The following is a 21,617-nucleotide window of genomic DNA, read 5'->3' as shown; positions in this document are numbered from 1 at the left end:
GTCGCTGACCGCGGCCACCGGGCCGGACTCCTGCTCCATGTGGTCCCGTTCACGCGGCTGGGCGTGGCCGCAGTTCTCGCAGTAGCCGTCGTCGTCCACGCGGCCGGCACGGCAGGCCACGCAGACCTTGCCGCCGGTGCCGGCGGCCGGGGCCGCGGGCTCGGCGGACACCCGTGGGTCCGGTGCCTGGAGGAGGTACTCGTCGGGCTGCATCTGATCGGGCTGGGCCTGATCGGGCTGGTTCTGATACGTCTCCGGCGGCGCGGCATGTCCGTCGGGCCGCCGGTCGAACCGCACGCCGGCGGCCGGGGGCGCCTCCGGCGGCATGGGGGTACCCGCGGCCGGGGCCTGAGGGGCCGCCGGCCCTGGGTCCGGCCAGGGCGCGCCGGCGGGTGGCGCCGGCGGGCGATCGGGATACTCACCGGCCGGAGCGCCCTGAGCGGGCACCGAGCCGTTCATGGTGATGGTCGGGTTGTCCTGCGGCCGTTCGGGCACGGCGGACAGGTCATATCCGCACGCGCCGCAGAAACGGTCACCCGATTCGAGGGGTTCCTCGCAACTCGGGCAGGCGGACAACTGGGGCATCTGCGACATCAACTACACCCACGTCCGGGGGCGGTAACGATTGGCACGTTCCACCAGGTCGATCCTCTCCTCGCCGCCCCGCGCCAGCCGGGCCAGCGTGCGGTACGAGCGTTCCAGGCCGAAACGCAGGCCCCGCTCGTCCAGGCCGCTGCCGAGCAGCGTCCGTCCCCCGGCGGCGGGAGGGACGGAACCCTGGCCCCCGGAGAGTACCCAGTCCAGCGCACTGCCGAGGACTTCGGCCGACAACTGCTCCCGTCGCGCCGGGTCCAGACCGTACGCCTCGAGCGCCTCGACCTGCGCCGCGGCGGCCGTGAGATCCTCCAGGAACGGTACGTCGGAGGCGGCCGCCGTGCGCTGCCTCAGCCGCGCCCGTACGGCCGCCACGCGCGCGGCCGTGTAGTGGATGGAGGACTCCGGGACCGACTCCAGCGTCCGTACGGCGCTGCGCCGGTCCCCGGTGGCCAGTTGCACGCGGGCCAGCCCGAACGCGGCACTCACATAGCTCGGGTCGGTCGACCACACCAGCCGGTAGTACTCGGCGGCGTTGTCGAGCTGGCCCAGTACCTCCGCGCACAGGCCCAGCGCCAGCTTGGGCGCGATCTCGCCGGGAAAGGCGTCGTAGATCGCGTCGAAGGCGAGCGCGGCGCCCTCGTCGTCGCCGGTGACCAGCGCGGCCACGCCCCGGTACCAGACCACCCGCCAGTCGTCGGGCCGTTCGCCCTCCAGCGTGACCAGGGCCTCCAGCGCGGCGGCCGGGTCGCCGGTCTCCAGCCAGGCCCGGATCTGCCGCAGCCGTGTCTCGGTCGACGCAGCCGGGGCCGCCGCGAGGGCTCCGAGCAGCTCGGCCGGCGCGGAGGTCATCAGGCCCGCCAGGAAACCGGCGTTGGGGTCGGTCGGGTCGACCCGGGGAACGGGCAGGGCGAGGGCTGCGGCGGTGGCGTCGACGGCTCTGACGAGGCCGGCGGGAAGCGGGGCGTGGGGTTGCTTCCCGCCGGGGGGAAGCTGGGCGATGGCCGGGCCTGAAGCGGCGGCGGGCAGCGCGGCAGCGGTCGGGGAACCGCGCCGCGTCCGCACCACCCGCGCCCCCAGCCGGGACACCTCACCGTCCAGCCGTGGGAACAGCTCCGTGTCCGTGACCCGCAGTTCGGGCCCGAACAGGGTGGACAGGGCGGGCCGAGCGCGGCCCGTCTGGAGGGAGACGACCTCCCGCAGGACACCGGTGAGCTGCTCGGTCATCTCCTGCGCGGAGGCGAACCGGCGGGCCGGGTCCGGGTCGGTGGCGCGGACCAGGAGGCGGTAGAACGACTCGTACTGCCGGAAGACCTCGATGTGGTCCGGGTCGGGCAGGGAGTCCGCGTAGACGTTCGTGTAGCCCTGGAAGTCGAAGGTCAGGACGGCGAGCGTGCGGGCGACGGTGAACAGGTCGCTCGCCACCGAAGGGCCGGCCTCGGCCACCTCCGGCGCCTGATAGCCCACCGTGCCGTAGATGGCCGACTCCTCGTCGTCCATCCTGCGCACCGCGCCCATGTCGATCAGCTTGAGCTGGTCCTCGGTCTGGATCGCGTTGTCGACCTTGAAGTCGCAGTACAGCAGGTTGCGGCTGTGCAGATGGCCGAGCGCCTCCAGCGCCTCGATGCCGTACGCGCAGGCCTGCTCCACCGGCAGCGGATCGCGCCTGCCCTGCACTGTGCGGCGGCCGTTGGCGATCTCCTTCAGCGACTTGCCGCCGACGTACTCCATGACGATGTAGCCGTCGAGGGAGCCCGTGCGCTGGTCCAGGTGCTCCACGAAGTTGTAGATCCGCACGATGTTGGCGTGCTCGATCTCCGCGAGGAAGCGCCGCTCGGAGATCGCCGCGGCCATCGCGTCCTGGTCGCCGGTGTCCAGCAGGCCCTTGAGGACCACCCAGCGGTCCGAGACCGCCCGGTCGACGGCGAGGTAGATCCAGCCCAGGCCGCCGTGCGCGAGGCAGCCGACCACCTCGTACTGGCCGTGCACGACGTCACCGGCCTTGAGCTTCGGCACGAACGAGTACGGGTGGCCGCACTTGGTGCAGAACCCCTCCGTGCGCCCCGGCCGGTCACCGCGCGCCCGGCCCACCTGAGCGCCGCAGTCGGAGCGCGAGCAGAACCGCTTCCGCTCGGGCACCTCGGGGTTGTCCAGGACCATCTCGCGCGGGTCGGGCCGCGGGATCGGCGGCACCTGCACCAGCCCGGCGCCTAGCCGGCCCCGGGACGACGAACCGGCCCCGGAACCGGAGCTGCGCACCGACACCGAGCGGCTCGTCGACTTGCCCGACAGGGAGCGCGAGAGGCGTCCCGACACCGAGCGGCGGGACTTCGACGACTGGGACGACGTACGGGAACTGCGGCTGCTGGAACGGGAGCTGCCACTGGCGCCCGAGCCGCGCGAGCCGCCCTTGCCCCCGGCGGTGATGCCGGTGGGGGGCGAGGCGACCATGCCGTTCGGCGCGACGACCGGGGCGAGGCCGCAGGTGTCGCAGTACAGTTCGCCGCCGCCCACGTCTTCGTAGGCGCCGGTGCAGGTGGGGCGTTGACAGGTGCGTGCCTCAGTCATGGACTCCCCCTTGTCGCTCATGCGCCCGGCCCCCTCCGGTCGTCCTCGCGTACGCCCTGGTCCGGCACCCGCGGACCGCCGAGCAGCTCCGCTGCCGCGTGCTGGTAGCGCAGCACGGCCCCTTCGGCGGCGCGCAGATCGCAGGGGGCGCTCCACAGCATGCGCCGCGCCTTCTCGTACCGCTCCACCAGCAGCGCGTCCTCCGCGAAGCCGTGCCGCGCGACCTTCGCCTTGTACGCGTCGAGCCGGCCGCGCAGCTCGGCCCGGACCGCCAGGGGCGCGGTGACCGCGGTCAACGACTCGCGGGCACGCAGCAGTTCGTCCTCGGCCTTCTGCTCCAGCGACTCCAGCAGCGGGGACAGCCGGTGCCACTGCCCCTGCCTGCGGTACTCGGCGGCCGCCGCCACCTGCTCCTGCAACACCGTCGGCGGTCCGCTGACGACCGGCACCTCCGTCGCCGCGATCTTCGCGAGGACCTCGCCGCGGGCGATGCGCGCCTCGGCCAGCGTGCGGTCCGCACGGCTGAGGATGTCCCGCAGCCTGACGATCCGCTTCTCGGCGTCCTGCCGGACCGTCAGGACCGCGTCGATCTCCCGGCGTACGTCCTCCAGGGCGCGCGCCTCACGGTCGTACACCGTCGTGTCCGGCCGGCCGCCGCCCGGAGCCGAACTGCCCTCCGCCGCCAGCCAGAACTCCAGCGGGTCCGAGATCACCTGCTCGCGCAGCTTCGTCAGCGTGCGTGTGATGCGCTCCAGGTCGTCGCCCGCCGGGTGCTCGCCGGGGCGTACGCCCACCGAGTGCGCGAGCCGGCGGGTGCGCTGGAGTTCGGCCGCCAGCAGGTCGATCCGGGCGGGCAGTGCCGACCAGACCGCGTCGGCGGCGACGACCATGTCCAGGCTCGTCGCGTACAGCTCGTTCATCCGGTCGACGAGGGTGGTGAGCGAGTAGCGCTCGCTGAGTTTGTTCGCGGCGCCGTGCAGGGTGGGGGCGTTGGCCGTCGCGGTGGCGCTGCCCGCGACGGTGACGGACTCGCCGTTCAGCAGTTCCGTCAGCTCCACCAGGTCCTCGCGGCTGGACCAGCGGCGGCGGGAGCGGATGTCACGGGCGGTGCGCAGGGCGTCCGTGTACGCGTCGAAGTACGTCCACAGCAGCGTGATCGACGCCTCCGTGGACATCCAGCGCTCCTGGGTGACGCCGGTGAGCTCCGCGCCCTCCAGGAGTCTGCGGCCCGCGTGGTCCTGCAGGGCGAGGAGCGAGGTCTCGATCGCCTCGTGCTCCGCGCCGAGCCGCGCCAGCGCACGGTCCACCTCGTCCCGGTCCATCACCGGCCCGGTGGATCCCGTGACGCCCATCGATCACCTCTCGCTGCGGTAGTGCCGGTTGGATTGGCGGTGGTTGGCGGTTGGCTTGGCGGTTGAGTTTCGGTCGGGTTGTCGGTCGCGTGGTCAGGTGCTGCGGAGGTACTGCGGAGCCGGTGGTTCCGACTTCTTCGCATCCTTGCCCAGTGTCGCCGACAGCCATTTGTCGTACGACGCCTGCCAGCCGTTCGCGGTGTCCTTGCGGTAGTCCACCAGGATCTGGTTGACCCGGCGTACCAGATCGTCGGCGTCCTTCTTCATCGCCACGCCGTAGTACTCGGCAGTGAAGGCGTCGCCCTTGAGCTGGACCGTCGGATCCTGTGCCGCCTGGCTCGCGGCGAGCGCGCCGTCGGTGACCACGGCGTCGACCTCGCCGAGCTGGAGCCTTACCAGGCAGTCGAGTTGGTTCGGAACGGTCGTGGAGATGTCGGTGCTGGCGGGGAGTTTGCCGTCCTTCTGGTCGGCCTCCAGCGTGGAGTACGCCGTTGAGCCGGCCGCCGTGCAGATCCTGCGGTCCGCGAGGGTGTCGTCGTAGCCCTTGACGGGCGAGGACTTCGGGGCCAGGACCTGCTGTCCCGTCTTGAAGTAGGGCGCGGAGAAGGCGACGTCCGCGATGCGCGCGCAGTTGATCGTCATCGTGCGGACGACCATGTCCACGCGGCCGTCCTGGATCGCCGGGATGCGCTGGTCGGTGGGGATCGCCTTGAACTGGACGGCGTCCGGGTCGCCGAGTATGTCCTCGGCGATGCGGTGGACCAGGTCGATGTCGAAGCCCTCGAGCTCCGCGGTCTTGCCGCTGTTGGGGTTGCGGTAGCCCCAGCGGTAGCTGTTCTGGTCGACGCCGACGATCAGCTTGCGCTTCTCGCCGTCACGGTCCTTGATCTCCTGGATGGTGTCGCCGTCGGCGGAGGAGGGGGACAGCGTCTGCTTCTCGGGGGCCTCGCAGTCCTCTTCGGCCTTCTCGACCGTGGCCTGGGAGGCTTGGGTGACAGCCCGGCCGTCGCCGATGCCTGGTCCGGACAGCGGGACGCACAGCGCGAAGACCGCCACCAGGGCGCAGACGACCGCCATCGTCGCCACCCCGCCCCAGCCCTTCAGGCTGGCCCGCAGACGTTGTGCTCGCATGCTCACGCCCCCTTTCACGTCTCCCCTTGTATCCCGTGCCCCGTTCATCGGTACTCCGACAGCCTGCGGCCGATGCCCAGCACCGCGCCCGCGGCGCCCAGGACCGCGAGGACGGCCGCGCCCGCCGACAGGCCCGTCAGGGCGTCCCGGCCGTCGTCGGCCGCGCGCTTGAACTCGGTCTCCTCGTGCGCGAGTGCCGTGCGCAGGTTCGCGTCGACGCTGTCGAAGCACTCGCCGGTCGCGTCCTTGGTGCCGATGACCCGGTCCAGCGCCTGCTGGTAGTTGCCGTTCGCGTCCTGCTCGCGGGCCGCGGTGTGGCGCTTCTTCCACTCCGTCATGTTGCCGACGGCGGCGGTGACGGGCTGTTCGCCCGATGTGTCGTCGGCGAGGTTCGCGGCGTCCGCCAGGTGCTTACCGAGGTCGGCCATGTCCGTGCGGAAGTCGTAGTCGTAGGCGTCGTAGGTCTCTGTGCCGACCTTCTTCGTCTCGGCGCCGCGGGCCACCAGGGTCAGGTTCTCGTTGCCCCGTGCCTTGAGGGAGGCGATGCGGGCGTCGTGCAGCACGTTCAGGGAGCGGACGCCGTGGTCGTAGGAGTCGTTCAGGCCCGCGCGGGCGATGCTGTGGCCGACGACCAGCCAGAGCAGGACCACCGTCGCGGTGGCCGTGGCGGCGACCAGGCCGTGGTTCAACACCCGGTTCGTACGCCGGTAGTTGCGGTGCTGGGCCCAGGCGAGGGCGGCCAGGGCGGCGAGGCCCAGGGCGATGGCCGCCCAGGGGTAGGGCGTGGCGTCCGCGTAGTCCGCGCGCAGGCGCTGGTTCTCCTTCTTGTACAGGTCCTCCGCCGCCGGGAGCATCTGCTGTTGCATCTTCTCGTTGGCGTAGCGGAGGTAGGCGCCGCCGACCGGGAAACCCTGGCGGTTGTAGGTGCGGGCGCGTTCGACCAGGCCCTTGTACTCCGGGAGGAGCTTGTTGAGCTTGGCGATCGTCGCGGTGGACGGAGAGTCCGGGTCGGCGTTGGCCGCGGCGTTGACGAGTTTGCCGGCGGCCGTGCGGATGTCCTTCTCGTAGCGGTCCCGGGAGGCGGCCGATTCCTGGCCGCCGGCGAGGAAGCCGCTGGAGGCGGCGGTGTTGGCGTCCGCGAGGGAGCGGTAGATGTCGGCCGCGTCCGAGCTGAGGGGCTGGCTGCTGGTGAGGACGTCGTCGGCGGCGGCCGCGCGGTCGGTCATCTGCCAGGCGGTGACGGCGCCGAAGGCGACGACGAGGAGGGCCAGGAGGGCGCCGATGATGCGCAGGCGGCCGGGCTCGGTGGTGGCGGCTGCGCGGAGTCGGTCGAGGCCCTCGGCGAAAGCTGTGCGGCGGGGCGCCGGGGGTGGGGAGGCGGCGGGGCTGCTGCCGGGAGGCCGGGCCGGTGGTGCCGGCTGCGCCGGAACGGCCGGGAGAATGGGCAGGCTGGGGCCCGGTGGTGGTGGGCTGCTCTTCGGCAGGTGTGTCACTGTGACCTCCCCCGTGGTCATCCGTCACCGCAAGTATCGCTGCCGACACTGACATCCGCACCGGCCTTGCCTCGATCTTGATCGGATCGCAGCGTGAACCACCACCCCTGCACAGGAACACGTCAGGGCGATCGGTTCGGTTCCCCGCGCGGATGCGCGCGGCTACTCGACGTAGCGGCGAAACCCCTGCGCCAGGGCTGCGAAGCCGCACGCTTCGTAGCAGCTGTGGACGTACGCGTCGTCCGCCGCCAGCAGCTGCACCTTGTAGCAGCCGGCGGATTCCCCCAGCCGCACGGCCGCCTCCATCAGTTGACGCCCGACGCCACGCCGCTGACTCGGGATCCAGCCGCCCGGCTGGACTCCATCGAAGGGCTGGTGCGTCTGAGCCGCGAGTCGGTGTGAGGCCTATGGCGTCCCTGTCGAGCCGCCATAGGCCCCCTGGCCCGGTCAGTCGTTCGTCGGTGTCGCCTTGCGTCGGAGGACGATCAGGGTTGCCCCGCCGATGACGACCAGGGTGATGGCGATGCCCGCGATGAGCGGGGTGACGCCGGAGGAGCCGGTTTCGGCGAGGTTGGTGTCGGAGGCGGTGCCGCCCACCGTGGCCGGGCTCGGTTCGCTGAGGGTCTGCGTGGCCGTGCCCGTCTCGCTGCTCCGGGTCTGGCAGTCCAGCATGCCGGTGAAGCGCTGGGTGAAGCCGCCGGGGCCGTGGATCGTGAAGTCGTAGGCCTGGTCCTCCTGGAGCGGGACCGTCACCGTCCTGGTCTCGCCCGCGGCGATGGTGTGCTCGAGTCCGGCCAGTTCGAAGGTGAACGGCTCGTCGCCCTTGTTGGACGCGATGATGTCCACGCCGCCCTTGTCGCAGTTCTTCGCCGCCGACAGTGCCGGTATCGCACCCTGCTTCGCCCAGGTCGCCCCGGCCGTCGCGGACACCGTCGACTCGCTGGAGCCGGCCAGGATCTGCGTCTGGCTCCGGCTCTCGGAGGCGAAGGCCCGGCCGACCGGCACCGTGGTCGAGGCCTGCACGGTCAGTTCGGCCGTGCCGGCCGCCGCGTCCTCGGGAACGTCGAAGAACACCTGCCCGCCGTCGGCCGCGGACGTGATGGCCCTGCCCTGCTTGTCGACGATCCGCACCCCGCTCGTGGCGGCGTCCGCGGGCGGCGCCACCGTCACGCCGCCGGCGTTGGTGTGCACCGTGACCGGGCCGAGCCGCTCGCCCGGCCGGCCGGAGACCGCGGGCGGGTCGAGGGTGAGCGAGGCGCGGGGCTCGGGCAGATTCCGGGCGTTCTTCTCCAGGAAGTCCGCGAGCTGTTCGGCCTGCGGGTCCAGGGCGTCGACGGCCACGTCGTCCGAGTAGCGCCAGATCGCCACCTGCGTGCCGGACGCCGCGTCCTGCTCGGTCAGCGCACCGCGCACGCCCGCCTTCCGCGCGAGCGCCGCGAGGTCGTTCACCTGCGGGTAGGAGTTCTGCAGGATCCAGCGGATCCGGCCGGCGTCCTTGTTGGCGCCCAGGGACGTGCCGCCCCAGGGCGTCTCGTGGTACTTGGCGTCCCGCTGCGTCGGGTTGTGGAGGTCGACGCAGTACGTCTGCAGCATGCCGCCGCCCTCGACGGACATCTCGAACAGGCCCGCCGACACCTGCTGATCCCCGGTGGCGCCGTGTATCACCGCGGTGCCGTACGTCTTGAGTCCGGCAATGGTCGCGGCCGCCCCGCCCTCGCCCTGTGTCGTCTCGTCGGCGGACGCCTGGCCGGCACCGGCCAGCACGCCCGCGGCGACGAGCCCGGACACCAGCGTCATGGCGCCGAGGCGGGCCGCCCCTCGCCTGCGTACGAACACCGCCGAGAACGAAGCAAACACCAAATTTCCTTTCGAGCAGGACCCGTTGACGTGGGGGGTACGGTCCCACCAGCAGAAATCAGAGGCCTCACAGGCATCGAGGGCCCCGAGAACCATGTCCGGCATCCTAGGGAGGCGTCGGACCCCGCCCGCCGATCAGACGGTCCGATGAGTGATCCGACTCGGAATCGTTATCGCCAAGATCCCTTGCGGGCAGGGCTTATCGACAAATCCACCCCTGGTCGTACCGTGCGCCCTCGTCGATAAGCCGCAGTTCGGGCAGAGTGACGGTGACTGATGTCACGTCAAGAGAGCTGGCTCCGGCTGTTGTTGAGCGGACGCGTCCGAGGACTCCGCTGAATCGTTCGGCGGTGTCTCCCAGTTGGGCTCCGGCGAGGTCGGCGAGGCCACCGTCTCCGGCTTGCCTCCGCGCCGGAAGGCCGAGGTGCCCCAGGCGAGATCGTGGCCGATCGCGACCGCGTCGATGTCCGCCGAGGTCCAGCTCTGCCCCTCGCGCACATCGGTCCGCACCTTCAGCCTGCCCTGCACGATCACGGGCTCGCCCACCGTCAGCGACGCCGCCGTGTTCGTGGCGAGCTGGCGGTTGGCCCACACCGTGAAGAAGTTGGTGTGCCCGTCCGTCCACGTGTTCTTCTCACGGTCCCAGTAACGAGCGGTCACCGCCAGCCGGAACCTCGCCGACGGGCCGGAAGCCATCTCCCGGTACACCGGCTGCGTCGCCACCCTGCCGACCGCGCAGACCATCGTCTCGTTCATCGCGAACCCCTCCCTCGCCCGGACTCCGGCACCGGGCCGCCTGCCTACGGGCCCGTCCCGTACGGCTGTGTCCGCCAGACTGCCGCGACCGGGTCGAGCCCGCTGAGCGCTGTGGATCACCGCCCGCCTGTGGACAACGCCGCCACCCCGACGGGTGACGCCGAGCCACACGCCCGAGCCACACGCCGAGCCACACACGGACGCGGTGAGGGCGACGCCCGACCGGACGCCGCCCTCGCCGTACCCGCGCATGCGGCCCGTCACAGCCGCCACGCCCTCGCCGTCAACGCCCGGCCCCCACCACCCTCCCGTACTGCTCCCGCACCTCCAGGTACCGCAGCAGCTCCGCTGCCACCGGATCCAGCACCCGGGCCCTTCCGCACCCGGCCGCCGCCTTCCGTAGTCGGCGTTCCGCCTCCAGGCCGTAGCGGCGGGCCGGACCGCGGGCCGCCATCCGGCAGCTCCACTCGACCAGCGGACCGCCGACGATGCCGATCACCATCAGCAGCACCGGCACGCCCAGATTCGGCGACATGATCTGGAAGATCTGGCCCAGCAGCCACAGGCCGCCCAGGAACTGAAGGATCGTCATGGAGGCCTGGGACAGCACGGCCACCGGCCACCACCCCGGCCGCGGCGGCCGCCCCGTCGGCACTCCCGCGCGCACGGTCAGCTCGTCCAGCGCCTCGGCCAGCCCCTGCGAGCCGCGGACGGCCGCCTCGCGCACCGCCTGCGCCCAGGGCACGGGCAGCCCGGCCGAGGCCCGGTCGGCCACCGTACGGACCGCCTGCTCGACCCGCTGTCTCGCGGTCGCCTCCTCGTCGGCCTGCGTGCGCGAGGGCAGCCGGCCCGTGGTGGGCTCGCCGTGGTCCTGGTACCAGCGCCACAACCGCAGCCAGGGCGTACCGCACGCGCGGTTGGCGTTGCGCAGCCACGCCCGTTCGGCCGCCTCCCCCGCCGCCGTGGCACCCACCGCGTCGGCGAGCCGGTCCGCGAACTCCTCCCGGGCCTGCTCGCTGAGCCCCGTCCGCCGCCGGGTGGCGTAGACGGGCCACAGTCGCGCCGCCGCGACGTCCACATCGGCCGAGACGCGGCGGGCCGGCGCCCCGCGCTCCCCTACGAACTGGCCGAGCGCCTCGCGCAGGTCTCCGATGCCCTCCCCGGTGAGCGCGGACACCGGGAGCACGGTCGCACCCGGATCGCCGTACTCCCCCAGAGCGACGCCGTCCTCGTCCAGGAGTCGCCGCAGATCGTCGAGTACCTGATCGGCGGCCTCCCCGGGCAGCCGGTCGATCTGGTTGAGGACCACGAACATGACCTCCGCGTGGGCCGCCATCGGCCGCAGATAGCGCTCATGGAGGACGGCGTCGGCGTACTTCTCCGGGTCGACGACCCAGATGACCGCGTCGACGAGCGCCAGGATGCGGTCCACATGCTCACGGTGCTGTACCGCCGCCGAGTCGTGGTCGGGCAGGTCGATCAGGACCAGCCCGTGCAGCCGGGACTCCGCGTCCCCGGTCGGCAGCGGCCGCCGGCGCAGCCGTGGCGGGATGCCGAGCCGTTCGATGAGGCTCGCCGCCCCGTCGCTCCAACTGCACGCGATGGGCGCCGCGGTGGTGGGACGGCGCACTCCGGTCTCCGAGATGGCCACTCCGGCGAGCGCGTTGAACAGCTGTGACTTGCCGCTGCCGGTGGCGCCCGCGATGGCGACGACGGTGTGCTGCCCGGAGAGCCTGCGCCGTGCGGACGCCTCGTCGAGCACCCGGCCCGCCTCCGCCAGCGTCCTGCTGTCGAGCCGGGTTCGGGAGAGCCCCACCAGTTCGCGCAGCGCCTCGAGGCGGGAGCGCAGCGCTCCGTCGTACACCAGTGGTCTCATCGCGGGCGGGGCGGCGGACCTGCTGTCCACGGCGGCGAACTGGCTTCCGTCCGTCGTCTCGTTGACGCGGCGCGCGATGAGCCCGTCGTCCCAGGCGCCCGTGGAGTCCGTACGGGCGTCCTGCACGCGCGCGTGGGGGTCGTTCACGCGCGCGTGGGGGTCGTTGCCCATGCGCTCCTGCTGGGCGGCCTGAGAGGCCTGTGCGGAGGGGTTCCCGGCGGATCCTGCCTTGTCCCCGTCGCCCGGCTGATCGGCGTGCTCGGTGTGGTCCTGGTCAGTGACGGCGGTCACCGGTCACCTCTCCTTCTGCAGTACGGACAGCGCGGCGATGAGTTCGGCCTGGTGCTCGGGGTGGACGTCGAGCGCGTCGAGCGGGGCGAGCCGGCGCTCGCGTTCGGCGTACAGGACCCGGTCGACGTGCTGGGTGAGCAGCCGTCCGGCCCGGTCCCGGAGCCGCAGTGCGCCGTGGGCGCCGATCCGCTCGGCGAGCCCCTCCCCCGCCATCCGGCCCCGGCGGCCGCCCAGCAGGCCGGTGGCGACCAGGGCGGCGACCAGCTCGGGGTCGGGCGCCACGCCGCGGTCGAGCTCGCCCACCTCGTCCTCGGCGTACTCCTCGAGCTCCCGCCGCCACCGCCGCACGGCCAGCCCGATCCGGTGCTCGGCGCTCTCCGACGCGGGATCGCGCGGCGCGAGCTCCGGGGCGGCCGCGGCCGGTTCGCGCCGCCAGGCGTCGTCGACGCGCTCGTCGGCGGCGGTGACGGCGCACAGCAGCAGCGCGCTGAGGCTCTCCGCGAGCGCGTCGAGGAGTTCACCGGCGGTGCAGTCCAGGGGGAAGGCGCGCCACCGCTTGAGCGCGTCCCCGGCGAGCACCGCCCCGGCCTGCAACCGGCCCCGCACGCGCTTGTGCTCGCTGTCGTACGCCCCCTCGACGGCGCTGGTGAGCCGCAGCGCGGCCGAGTGCTGCGCGGCGGCGGCGCCGGCCAGCTCGGGCATCCGGGACTTGAGCGAGTCGAGGACGCCGTACGCCGTGCGGGCCAGGACCTGCTGCCGGGCCGCCGGCTCCTGGGCCTGGTGGATCAGCCAGGTGCGCAGCTGGGCGACGGCGGTGACCGGCAGGAGGCCGCCTCCGAAGGCCGACTCGGGCAGCTCGGGCACGGTGAACCGCGGCACGTGTCCGAGGCCGGCCTTGGTGAGCAGGGCCCCGTACTGCCGCGACACCTCGGCGACCACCTGGTGGGGCACCCGGTCGAGCACGGTGACGAGGGTGACGTCGTACTCCTTGGCGGTGCGCAGCATGTGCCAGGGCACGGCGTCGGCGTAGCGGGCGGCCGTGGTGACCATGACCCAGATGTCGGCCGCGCAGATGAGCTCGGCGGCCAGGACGCGGTTGTCGGAGACCAGGGAGTCGATGTCGGGCGCGTCGAGCAGGGCGAGGCCGGGCGGCAGCGTCTCGGCGCTCTCGATACGCAGCACGCGCGCGGGGTCCTCGCCGGGGAGCAGCAGATCGTCCGTGTGGTTCTGCTGGGGTGCCCACACGCGCGTGAGATCGGGCAGCACCCTCATCCCGCCGAACCAGTGATGGTCCTCCGGATGGCAGACCAGCACGGGGGTCCGGGTCGTCGGCCGCAGTACGCCGGCCTCACTGACCCGCCGCCCCACGAGGGAGTTGACCAGGGTCGACTTCCCGGCTCCGGTCGATCCGCCCACGACGGCCAGAAGCGGCGCTTCGGGCTCCCGCAACCGGGGCACCAAGTAGTCGTCGAGCTGCGCGAGCAGTTCGTCGCGGTTGGCACGCGCGCGTGGGGCCCCCGCAAGGGGCAGCGGGAAGCGTGCGGCGGCGACACGGTCGCGCAGGGCGGAGAGTGCGTCGAGCAGCTGAGGCCTTACGTCCAAGGTCACCACATGTGAAGAATGCCCAATTTTAGGGGAATTCTGAAGCATATGAGCATGTCTGCGCGCCGACAGGACACAAGGGATGGAAGGGGCGACTGGGACACAGGCACACTCCAGGCATAACGAGTGCACAACACCCGATGCCTCTGACGCCAAAAGCGGTGCACGATTCGTACCTGCCTGCGATTATCAGGACCGCTTCACCGAACCTCCACATCGAGCCACGGAGGCGAAGCAACAGGGACAAGGACGCGGGAGCCCTATCCTTGTCCCGGCAACGTCACGGATCAGCCCACACCAGGGCACCACGACAGAGGCCACCACACCCGGCCCCCGTAGCTCAGTGGATAGAGCAGGCGCCTTCTAAGCGCTTGGCCGCAGGTTCGAGTCCTGCCGGGGGCGCAAGTCTCCGCCCTCCCTTTGGGGAGGGCTTTTTGCTGGTCAGGGTGGGTGCTGGCCGACATGGTGAGGCCCCGGGCGCCCGCTTGGTGATCAAGGGCGGGCTCCGGGGCTGTCCGGCCGTTACCGGGTTTTTGCGGGTGGCCGTGTCGAATACGTGTCGAAGTTTCTGGGGCCGCTGGGTAAGTCGGCGGACGGCCGCTCGGGGAGATCTGCAGCAGCTTCGAGCCGCCTCTTCAGGTCGGGCAGCTGGCCCTCAACGCATCGGGCGTAGGTCGCCAGGAGCACGGCAACGCTGTTCCCGGCCCACTCGGCCACCTGGGCGGGTGGGATCCCGTCGTTCAGCCACTTCGTCAGGCGCGTGTTCCGGTTGTCGTACACGCGCCGTCCGGTGGGCGACTCGAAGACGTGTGGGGGCAGTACGGCCTTACGCGCGCTACGCCATGCCCGACGGATGACGGAACCGGCGAGGATGCCTCCAGACTCGCCTTGGAACAGCAGGTCACCCGGCTTGAGCTCTTCGTCCTCGATGTGCTGCCGAAGGATGCGGGTCAAGGCGGGATGCCCCGGGACAGTGCGGGTCTCCCCCTCCGCACGGCCTTTCAGGTCGCGTTGCTCGTGGATCTCCCCCGTGTCCGTCCACTGCTTTCCGACCTCTGGGGTCGCGGTGTGGAACAGCAGCTCGCACCACTGGTCGGCGGCGTCGGGCTCGGGCAGGGTCACGTCCTCCACGCGCATGGCGACGGCCTCCTCGGGCCGTGGGCCGCAGTAGTACAGCGTGGCGAAGAAGGCGTGAAGTCGGTCACCGCCGCGCGGCCGGCGCCGTATCCAGGCGAGGATCGCTGCCGCCTGCTCGGGGTTCAGCAGGGACCGCTTGTCCACGGCGTTCGTGGTCTTCACGGCGGCCGTCGACTCCTTCCCCTTGGGGAGCGGGTTGGTCCGCAGGGTGCGCCGTCGGACCGCGTACTTCATCGCGACGTTGAGGATGCGACGGTTGCGCTTGCGGGACCAGGCCGCGGACAAGCTGGGCCCCAACGAGCTCGACCTGTTGCTGTGCGATGAAGCGCACCGGCTTACCGAACGCCCGATGACGGGCTCGTTCTCCATGCGGCCCGGCGAATCCTCCGTGTCCGTGATCGTGAGCCGGGCCAAGGTTCCCGTCTTCTTCATCGACGGCGACCAGCGGCTGTTCGCGGAGGAGATCTGGTCCGAGAAAGAACTCATCGAGGCCATCCATGAGTTGAGGGCAGAGATCGTGCCGATTCATCTCGATCGCGCCCTGCGCGCGGTCGGGAGTTCCACCTACGACACATGGGTTCAGCGTCTCGTCCTCGGCGACCCTCTGCCGTGGAATCCCGATGCAGGAGAGGACCGGGAACCGTTCGAGCTGTACTACACCGACAGCGCTGCTCAGATGGAAACGTTCCTGCAGTCGAAGCTGGATGCGGGGTTGAGTGCCCGGATGTCTGCGGGGATGTGCTGGAAGTGGACCGATGACACGGGCACCGCACCGGATGTCGCGCCGGAGGAGGGCTGGGCAAGGCCATGGAATGCCGGCGACAACCACACGACGCCCGGTGTGCCCAAGCGCCGGTTCTGGGCCACGGATCCGGGGGGCTTCGGACAGATCGGCTGTGTCCACACGGCACAAGGCCTCGAGTACGAGTGGGGCGGCGTCATCATGGGACCCGATCTCACCTGGACTTCAGACTCCTGGGCTTTGAACCGCCAGCATGTGCACAGCAAGGCCAGCCGGGTCCGCTCCGACGACGAGTTGGCGGAGCGGGTCCGCAACGCGTACGGGGTTCTCATGACCCGCTCTATTCGCGGCACCGTGCTGTACTCAGTAGATCCGGCCACCCGCCAGCTCTTCGCTGATCTGGGCGTTCCCAAGATCTGAGGCCTCCCTTCCCGGCCGTGGCCGCGCTGCTCGTCGTCGGCAGGACGTCGTCGCGAGGGTCAGAACCTTGGATGTAGTTGTCGCCGGTGGCTCTCGCATGCTGCCAGTACGGTGTCAAAAGGCTCTGACCAACGTGCGATGACGGCCTGCGCACCGCCGTAGACGCCTCGCGGACCGTCAACAGACCCCCGGCAGCCTGCGGAACCACCAGTTGGGGATCAGTCGGTTTCGTCGCGCAGCTCTGCGGCGAGCTCTTCGAACTCTTTGAGGGCTATGCGCAGATCATGCACCACGTCCCGGGCAATCTCCTCGGGAGGCGCCAGCCGACCGCCGCCGGTCGGCTCCGGGGACCACGTGAGGTCCAAGCGTGCCTGGTCCTTGTCCAGCACGTCCTGGACGTCGAAGCATCGAAAGTGGTCCGTCTCCACCCGGTCCGTACGCGGTCGGCCCGGCAGATACGCAGAAACGAAATCGTCCAGGTCAGTCCGGAGAAGTGGGTCATGGTCGGGCGCGAACTGCCAGCCTGAGCGCAGGTCGTAGACCCAGACCTTGACTGTTCGGGGGCGGTCGTCCGTGCGGTGTGACGGTCGGTCGAAGAAAACGACATTCGCCCTGACCCCGCCACTATAAAAGATCCCGGCAGGCAGCCTGAGCACGGTATGGACGTCGAAGTGCTCGAGCAGATGCCGTCGCACCGTCTCGGCTGCGCCCGAAGCGAAAAGAATGTTGTCCGGTACGACGACGGCTGCACGCCCCGGCCTCGCCGTCAGCGACATGACGTGTTGCAGGAAGTTGACCTGCTTGTCGATCGATCCGGTCACGAAGTCTGCTCGCGCGAGCGCGTCACGCCGGGCGGTACTGAAGGGCCTGATCGGTACTGCTGCATGCCTGCCGAAGGGCGGGTGCGCGAGCACCAGCGAGGCCTGCCGGTCGGGCGGTTGAGCGAGAGCGTCGCCCACAGTGATCAGTGCCGGCTGCCCGGCAGAAGCGATGCCGTGCAGCAGCAGGTTCGCCGTCGCCAACTGGGCTGTGTGGGGGACTAGTTCGTGTCCCCACATCTGCTGGGTGCGGTAGCGAACCCATTCATCGGGGGTTGCGCGGTCCAACTGACGCTGTGCGAGGTAGTCGTGCACGCCGATGAGGAAGCCACCGGTCCCGCAGGCCGGGTCGGCGATGGTGTCGGTCAGCTCCGGTTGGATCGCCTCGACGATGGCGTCGATGATCGGGCGAGGTGTGAAGTACTGACCCGCACCGCTCCTGACATCGTTCATCGCCCTCTCCAGGAGGGCGTCATAGGCCTCGCCCAAGACATCAGCACCGTGCGCGCTCCATGTCCCCGCATCGAAGAGATCGCGCACAAGGCGGCGCAGCAGCCCTGCGTCATGGATATGGTTCTGCGCACCGGCGAAGACGCCATCCAGCATTGTTCCGGTCCCGTGATGCGACCGGTGCGCGAGAACCTCGCTGAAATGGGCAACCAAACCGTCCCCCTCCCGCCCGATCAGTGAACCCCACCGGTACGGCTCAGGGGGAGCTGGCCAGCTTTCCCCAGCCATAGCGCGCTGCAGACTCAGCCGTTCGTCCTCGATCTTGAGCATCAGCAGATAGGTGAGCTGCTCAACGGCTTCCACGGTGGACAGCCCGCGGTCACGCAGCACGGTGCAGTAGTCCATGAGCAGGTCGGTCACCCTCGCCGCCGTGCCGTTCGATACAGCCACCGGCCGGGAGAAGGGACGTGTGTCGGTCATATCTCGAGCTCCAGCTGCACGGCGGCGATGGTGGTCTTGAGGTCCCGGCCGGCCGTCGGCCATACGGCGGGCCTGTGACGCGATCGTTCGATGCTGTCGTCCACCCGGGGGGACGGGCCCGGCCGGACTAGCAGCGCACTCTCCTGCTGCGGTGTGCCGACGCCCGCGGGACCGACAAGCCGCCCAGTGCATGCCACATCAGTAAGTGCTCGGCGCAACTGCTCCGACTTCTCCTGGGCCTTCTGCACCTGCGAATGGAGTCGCTGTGCCCCCAGCGTCCAGGCGGTGGCCCTCTGGCCCAGCCGTACCTGTTCGCCTGGAGGTGCGATGGGAATCGGGATGTCTCTCAGGCCGGCCTGAGCAATGTGTTGCATCGACGCGAGGACGCCCCTGCTCCGTTGCGCGATCTGTGTGCGCACGTAGGGGGTGGCAAGCAGCTGTGCCAGCCAGCGCCCATCGATGTCTTGCTCGGGCACCAGCCGAAGACTTTTGTCGCTCAGTAGCAGGCGCGGGCGGCATGCTGCGACTTGGACCGTCGCGCCGACATGGTCAGGGGAGTTGGCGCGGCACAGCAATATGTCGCCGGCTCTGATCTCGTATCCCTCATCGATGCGTGCTCCGGCTCGGACAGCCTTGTTCTCGGTCTCGCGGAAGGCACCTCGTGTCATGGCGCTGGTCTTGATCACCCCCCACTCGTCACCCCGCGCAGGCCGCCTGTTGTACTCCAGTGATCGGCCCGCTTCGATCCTTTTGATGACGTCGCCGAGCTGCCCCCATGACCAGCCGGGAGGCAGACTTTCAAAGGGCGCATCACAGCACGGTGCCAGGGCGTCATAGGCAGCGTCCTGCAGCAGTGTCACTCCTGCGGCCGCGCGACGCAGAGCCTCACCACCACGATCCAGGCGCCAGAGCCGTTCCCGCAGTATCTCAAGGATGCGATGCTGCTCCGCCAACGGCGGCAAGGGCAATCTGACCTCTTGCAGAGCGCGCATGGCCAGCGAGCGCATGCGGCCACCGCCCGCAGCTGCCTCGAGCTGCTCACGCACCTGGGAGGACTGCCACAGATGCCCCAGATACCCCGGGTGCAGGATCTCGGGTCGCACTTGTACCCGCATCATGCTGCGCGGAAGGGCCACCGGCGCGAACCCATCCCCGACCAGCGCCCCACGACCGAGCCGATCCAGAGTCCCCGCGCTACGGCAGATGAGAAAGTCACCCTCGCAGGCAAGAATCGGAGCCCCTCCCCCAGCACCCCCCACGCTCTCGTCGACATCTGTGCAGTCCACCCCTGCTATGGACAATGCCGTTGGGCGCAGCACCTTCCATCGGCCGTTGGCTCCGCTCGTCTTCGACCGCCCGCTCACCAGAGGGCTGCGCAGAACATCGGCCAACCGAATCTCCACCCAACCGAGAGACAGCTCTAACTCCGCCAAAGCGAACTCCCCTCAACCCGCCCACGAATGTCCGGCACGGACCTCTACAGCCCAGCCCCCCGCGCTGTCGGGGGGCGGCGGGACCGCGCCCCGCCCCCCGGTGGGTTGACCCCCTGCCCCCCCCCCCCCCCCCCGAGCAAGGACCTCAATCGGGAAGTCCAGGCCTCCAGGACGGGCATAACTACCGTGCGTCGTCCATCGTGCCTCAGCCCACCTGACATCCACACCTGACCTCAACGACGGCTCACGCCCACGCTCCATCGAGGCATGCAGGTGCGCGCCGCGGACAGAACTCGCTAAGGCGGTGGTCACGGATGGCGTGGACTATCCGTGGACGGATCGCAGTCGGCCGAGAGCCCCTAAGGATCTGACCAGCGGCTCTCTCTGAGACTCAAAAGGCCTCCGGAGCCGTGTGCGTCAGGGACCGCTGGAGCCCCTCGATGCGGTGTGAACGGCAGAGGTAGGCAGAGAGGACTGAACTGGGCGGCTGCGCGGGCCCCGAGGGTCACAGAGAGGCGCCTTAGCATCCCACCTGTTCCCTACGAGGGTGTTCGTGCAACTACGCGCAAACCATCTGCTACTGCTTCATAATGACCCTGTCGTCATCTCTGTCGAACCAGCACCTCAGGGGGATCAAGTGCCGGAAAGCTCCTACATGGCTGCACGCCCCTGGAGCGGTCGAACCTTCTCCATGCCGGCGCTTCAGGGCGGTAGCGAAAACCAGATCGCTGTACTCCATACCCTGTTATCGGCACTGGCAGCAGGCGTGGGCGTCGACGAACCCATTAAATTGCCCGGCGAGACCGATGCCCAGGTTTCTTTCTCCTACGTCGGCCAACGACTCCAGCCCACTGGGCTTATCGCACGCACCGGGCAGCGCTCTTGGATCCTAACTGCAGCGGCAGAAAGTTGGCTACGAACTCAGGATAACGGGTACCTTCTCTCGGTTCTGCATGCACACATCAAATTCTTCGGTGAGCTTTTGAGTGAGGCCCGCGATGGCATGACGCAGTCAGACCTCCTGACTGTTGCCGAGGAGAAATACAATTGCTCGTGGAGTTCCCTCGACCAGATTCGCCGCCGCACAGCTTGGTTGCGTTCCGGGGAGTTGGCCACGCTCGATTTCAACTACATGCTTCAACCAACCGAGGCAGGGCTTGAATGGCTAAGCAAGATTGAACTAGCCCAACCTGGCACCTTTAAGAAGAAGAAAACTACGCGACCTGCCACCCAGCCCTCCGAAGTATCAACGGCACATCCGCTTGTGAAGGAAGCACTCAACCAGGCAGATCTCGGCAGCCGGAAGCATAACATCGGCTACATCCCGCGAAGCGAAGGAGATGTTTTCGCGTCTATTCGAAAGTTCACCGAAGCATTGACCCAAGAAAAGAGCCGTCAGGCAATCGATGAGTTCGCCGCTTCGGAGTTCGGACTTCGCCCTTCCTCATCAGCCGGAGCACTGAGCGCTCTAAAGAATGCAGGACTCGTCGAGCAGGTTGGCTTCAGTCTATATCGCACGACGCCGGTTGGCGTCGCCTGCCTCCAGGAACCTACAAACCTAGATCTATTGCGAGTGCTGCACACCAAGTTCTCGTTCGTGGGTGAAATGCTCGAAGCACTTGAGGAGGCGGACACTCCGAGAGATCTAGCGGCTTTGGGAAGACTGCGGTACGGGCTGCCAACTGAGTCCATTCCTGAAGTGCGCACCCGACTCCAAATGCTCCGATCCTGCGATCTGGTTGAAGAAGTGGGGTGGGGGCGCTACCAGCTTCTCCCCCGTGGACGTGCACTGGCACAGGAGCTGCCTTTGGCTGCTCCTAAAGAGGCTGATGAGCTCATCACTGAACCATCAGATGCGAGCCGAAAGGACTTTTCAGACCTAGCCGATGAACTAGCTGAGAATCTAAGCTCCGCTGCACTGGACTCCTCCAGACCGGAACGCTTCGAGAAGGCAGTGGCTGACGCCTTCGCTTTCCTTGGCTTTGATAGTCAGCTCCTTGGCGGATCTGGGCAAACAGACGTTCTGGTATCGGCCACACTGTCAGGGGAAATGAGCTATAGCGCAATCATCGATGCGAAATCTTCAGCCTCCGGAAAAATTGCCGAAACTCAGATCAACTTCGACACCTTGAAGGAGCATCGAGCCGAAAACACAGCAGATTATGCGCTCATCGTTGGGCCATCATTCCCTACGGCTAGGGTTTCTGAGCGTGCACAGAGTCACCGAATCGGACTCATCGAGGTTGGGCAGCTTATCGAGGTCCTCCGCCAACACAGCACTGGCCCACTATCTCTCTCAACACTCCGCGATTTTATGCAAGGATCCGGCTTGCTGAAGGCGGCCGTGTTGGAGAAATCCTGGGCGCACGAAAAGCGACTCTATGCGCTCTGCGATCGCGTCATTCGCCAGCTTGCGACAGAGGCTAAAAACTCAGATATGGTGACGTCAGGCGCCCTGTCTGCCCATGACTTATACCTCATCTTGCGATCCGAGGTCGAGTCGCCACCGACACCTCAAGAAATCGAGTCCGTACTGTCGTTCCTATCTTCCTCTCTGGTACACGCAGTTCGGAAAGTAGGTTCGCAGTACGTCATTCTTGAACACCCGCGTATTACT

Annotated in this window: 15 protein-coding genes and 1 tRNA gene; 3 read left to right on the top strand and 13 right to left on the bottom strand. The window is 69.1% G+C overall.

Annotated features, from left to right (window positions below; all coding sequences use genetic code 11):
- The 10 genes from ACFTZL_RS18825 to ACFTZL_RS18780 all read right to left on the bottom strand — a co-directional run.
- Window positions 1–597, bottom strand: a 597-nt coding sequence (locus tag ACFTZL_RS18825; RefSeq protein ID WP_382583722.1) for a zinc ribbon domain-containing protein, incomplete at its 3' end; no start/stop codon positions are given.
- Window positions 598–3,162: a tetratricopeptide repeat protein gene (locus ACFTZL_RS18820; RefSeq protein WP_382583719.1), complete on the bottom strand. Its 2,565-nt coding sequence runs from the start codon at window positions 3,160–3,162 to the stop codon at window positions 598–600. It abuts the gene before it with no gap.
- A gap of 17 nt (window positions 3,163–3,179) precedes the next feature.
- Window positions 3,180–4,514 (bottom strand): hypothetical protein, encoded by a 1,335-nt coding sequence (locus ACFTZL_RS18815; RefSeq protein ID WP_382583716.1) that lies wholly within the window; start codon window positions 4,512–4,514, stop codon window positions 3,180–3,182.
- 93 nt (window positions 4,515–4,607) lie between these two features.
- Window positions 4,608–5,645: a glutamate ABC transporter substrate-binding protein gene (locus tag ACFTZL_RS18810; RefSeq protein ID WP_382583713.1), complete on the bottom strand. Its 1,038-nt coding sequence runs from the start codon at window positions 5,643–5,645 to the stop codon at window positions 4,608–4,610.
- Window positions 5,646–5,689: 44 nt separating this feature from the next.
- Window positions 5,690–7,138: a hypothetical protein gene (locus ACFTZL_RS18805; protein ID WP_382583710.1), complete on the bottom strand. Its 1,449-nt coding sequence runs from the start codon at window positions 7,136–7,138 to the stop codon at window positions 5,690–5,692.
- A gap of 162 nt (window positions 7,139–7,300) precedes the next feature.
- Window positions 7,301–7,480, bottom strand: coding sequence for a GNAT family N-acetyltransferase (locus ACFTZL_RS18800; protein ID WP_382583728.1), 180 nt, complete (start codon window positions 7,478–7,480; stop codon window positions 7,301–7,303).
- A gap of 105 nt (window positions 7,481–7,585) precedes the next feature.
- The gene (locus tag ACFTZL_RS18795; protein WP_382583707.1) at window positions 7,586–8,995 is read right to left on the bottom strand and encodes a Cys-Gln thioester bond-forming surface protein; all 1,410 of its coding nucleotides are present in this window, start codon (window positions 8,993–8,995) and stop codon (window positions 7,586–7,588) included.
- A gap of 279 nt (window positions 8,996–9,274) precedes the next feature.
- Window positions 9,275–9,751: a single-stranded DNA-binding protein gene (locus ACFTZL_RS18790; RefSeq protein ID WP_382583704.1), complete on the bottom strand. Its 477-nt coding sequence runs from the start codon at window positions 9,749–9,751 to the stop codon at window positions 9,275–9,277.
- Between the two features lie 283 nt (window positions 9,752–10,034).
- The gene (locus ACFTZL_RS18785; protein WP_382583701.1) at window positions 10,035–11,918 is read right to left on the bottom strand and encodes a GTP-binding protein; all 1,884 of its coding nucleotides are present in this window, start codon (window positions 11,916–11,918) and stop codon (window positions 10,035–10,037) included.
- Between the two features lie 3 nt (window positions 11,919–11,921).
- Window positions 11,922–13,529 carry a dynamin family protein gene (locus tag ACFTZL_RS18780; RefSeq protein WP_382583699.1) on the bottom strand — a complete coding sequence of 536 codons (1,608 nt, stop codon included), beginning with the start codon at window positions 13,527–13,529 and terminating at the stop codon, window positions 11,922–11,924.
- A gap of 320 nt (window positions 13,530–13,849) precedes the next feature.
- On the opposite strand from ACFTZL_RS18780, the gene ACFTZL_RS18775 reads away from it, so the two are divergent.
- A tRNA-Arg gene (locus ACFTZL_RS18775) sits at window positions 13,850–13,922 on the top strand.
- A 120-nt stretch (window positions 13,923–14,042) separates the two neighbouring features.
- On the opposite strand, the gene ACFTZL_RS18770 is transcribed toward ACFTZL_RS18775, so the two are convergent.
- Window positions 14,043–14,942 carry a tyrosine-type recombinase/integrase gene (locus ACFTZL_RS18770; RefSeq protein ID WP_382583696.1) on the bottom strand — a complete coding sequence of 300 codons (900 nt, stop codon included), beginning with the start codon at window positions 14,940–14,942 and terminating at the stop codon, window positions 14,043–14,045.
- Between ACFTZL_RS18770 and ACFTZL_RS18765 the strand changes: the two genes are divergently transcribed.
- Complete coding sequence (locus tag ACFTZL_RS18765; protein ID WP_382583694.1) at window positions 14,920–15,819, top strand: DNA/RNA helicase domain-containing protein; 900 nt, start codon at window positions 14,920–14,922, stop codon at window positions 15,817–15,819. The two genes, ACFTZL_RS18770 and ACFTZL_RS18765, sit on opposite strands and share 23 nt — an antisense overlap.
- A 218-nt stretch (window positions 15,820–16,037) precedes the next feature.
- On the opposite strand, the gene ACFTZL_RS18760 is transcribed toward ACFTZL_RS18765, so the two are convergent.
- Together ACFTZL_RS18760 and ACFTZL_RS18755 are read right to left on the bottom strand one after the other, a co-directional pair.
- Window positions 16,038–17,567 carry an N-6 DNA methylase gene (locus ACFTZL_RS18760; protein WP_382583691.1) on the bottom strand — a complete coding sequence of 510 codons (1,530 nt, stop codon included), beginning with the start codon at window positions 17,565–17,567 and terminating at the stop codon, window positions 16,038–16,040.
- Complete coding sequence (locus tag ACFTZL_RS18755; protein ID WP_382583725.1) at window positions 17,564–18,682, bottom strand: restriction endonuclease subunit S; 1,119 nt, start codon at window positions 18,680–18,682, stop codon at window positions 17,564–17,566. Before ACFTZL_RS18755 ends, ACFTZL_RS18760 begins: the two co-directional genes overlap by 4 nt.
- A gap of 955 nt (window positions 18,683–19,637) precedes the next feature.
- On the opposite strand from ACFTZL_RS18755, the gene ACFTZL_RS18750 reads away from it, so the two are divergent.
- A partial coding sequence (locus ACFTZL_RS18750) for a restriction endonuclease (protein ID WP_382583688.1) occupies window positions 19,638–21,617 on the top strand: 1,980 nt, incomplete at its 3' end.

Origin of the sequence: Streptomyces sp. NPDC056948 (assembly GCF_042674225.1) — a bacterium.
GTDB lineage: Bacteria > Actinomycetota > Actinomycetes > Streptomycetales > Streptomycetaceae > Streptomyces > Streptomyces purpurascens.
The sequence above is the reverse complement of the archived record's forward strand: the minus strand, read 5'-3'. Positions and strand labels throughout refer to the sequence as shown.